The organism is Plantactinospora sp. B6F1 (assembly GCF_040120695.1).
In the GTDB taxonomy this organism is placed as follows: domain Bacteria; phylum Actinomycetota; class Actinomycetes; order Mycobacteriales; family Micromonosporaceae; genus Plantactinospora.
This window is the reverse complement of sequence record NZ_JBEEAC010000081.1, coordinates 1-1,771: the sequence shown is the minus strand read 5'-3', so window position 1 is coordinate 1,771 and position 1,771 is coordinate 1. Positions and strand designations below refer to the sequence as shown.

At 67.0% G+C, this 1,771-nt stretch carries 1 protein-coding gene; it reads left to right on the top strand.

The window, feature by feature from the left end; translation table 11 throughout:
• Positions 1 to 120 precede the first annotated feature (120 nt).
• Entirely contained in the window at positions 121 to 1,740 is a 1,620-nt protein-coding gene (locus ABNF97_RS33835) for an IS1634 family transposase (RefSeq protein WP_349341053.1), read from the top strand.
• Positions 1,741 to 1,771: the final 31 nt, after the last annotated feature.

The following is a 1,771-nucleotide window of genomic DNA, read 5'->3' as shown; positions in this document are numbered from 1 at the left end:
CCTAGGGGCTGGTCTCGTTCATGGCCCTCCTAGCCCCGCTTTCCGCACGTCGGTGATCGTGGGTGGGTTTCGGCGCGGCGGGTTGGTGATGAGGGTGACCGGTGGCAGCGTGTCCGGGTTGTGAGAGAGCGTGCGCGGTACGGTGTGGTGCCGTCGGTGGAGAAGGCGTTGGGGTCGTTGCCGGTGGTCGCGGCGTTCGCCGGCCGGTTGCGGATTCGGGATGTCATCGATGGGTTGTGCCCGGTCGATGACCGGTCGGAGTTGACGCACGGTCAGGTGATCGAGTCGCTGGTCGCGAACCGGTTGACTTCGCCGGAGCCCCTCGTGCGGGTGCAGGACTGGGCCGGTGGGTACGCGGTCGAGGAGGTCTTCGGGATCCGGCCGGAACAGCTCAACGATGACCGGGTCGGCCGGGCTTTGGACGCGATCGCGTCGCGGGTGGACTCGATCGCCGGGTCGGTCGGCGTGGCCGCCATCGAAGTGTTCGGTATCGACGTGTCCCGGATGCACTGGGACATGACCTCGATCTCGCTGCACGGCGAGTACGAGCAGCCCGACGAGGACTATGCGGCGCCGAAGTTTGGGCATCCCAAGGACCGGCGGCCGGACTTGAAACAGGTCCAGACCGGAATCGCGGTGACCGGCGATGGTGGGATACCGCTGTTCCATCGGGCGTACGACGGCGGCGCGGGTGAGGTCGCCCAGGTGGTGCCGATGATGAAGGCGTTACAGCAGATCGCCACCAGTCGCCGGTTGTTGATCGTCGGGGACTCGAAACTGGTCTCCTACGACAACCTGGCGAAGATGCACGCCGATGAGGTGACGTTTGTGGCGCCGGCGTCGAAGGTGTACGTCAGCGCCGATGCCCTCGCGGGCCTGGATCTGCGTGCGGCTACCCGGGTCGACTACGTCGCAGCCCGTGACCAGGGCAAAGACCCCGACAAGCGGGGGACCTGGCACGTGTACGAAGACACGATGACCCTGGCCGGATCCCGGAAGAAGGATCCCGTACTCACCCTGCGTCGGGTATTCGTGCACTCCAGCGCCCGAGCCGGTGCCGCAGCCACCGCCCGGGCACAGAAACTCGACCGGGCCCGCGACGACCTGGCCCGGCTCCAGCGCGGGCTGGGCTCGCGGCACTACCCGGACGTCGCCGCGGTCGAGGCGCGCCTGGCCGTGATCGCCAAGGGCCGCCGCGTCACCGCCTACCTGCGCACCATGACCGGCATCGATGCGGACACCGGGAAACCCACCCTGGACTGGCACTTCGACCAGCAGGCGATCGATGCCGAAGCGGCTACCGACGGCTGGTACGCGCTGCTGACCAACCTGGAAGCCGAGCAAGCCGACGCCGGCCAGGTCCTGCTGCACTACAAGGGCCAGGAAGCCGTCGAACGCCGCTACTCGGCGTTCAAGGGCCCACTGGCCGTCGCCGCGATCTACCTGAAGAGTAACCGTCGGATCACCGCCATGATCACCGTGGTCTGCCTCGCCCTGCTCATCTTCAGCCTGATCGAACGCCAGGTCAGAACAGCTCTACGCGCACAAGACCGGACCACCGTCGCCGGCCTCTACGCCCGCCGGCCCGCGATCCCGACCACCCGGCTGATCTTCCAAGCCCTCGCCAGCATGAGACTCATCCCCGCGACCAGCGGAAACCTACACACCATCCCTCAACCCACACCCCTACAACTCGAAATCCTGGACCTACTCGACGTCAACCCGCTGGAATGGTGCTGACGATCGCCGACGTGCGGAATACGGGCCTAGC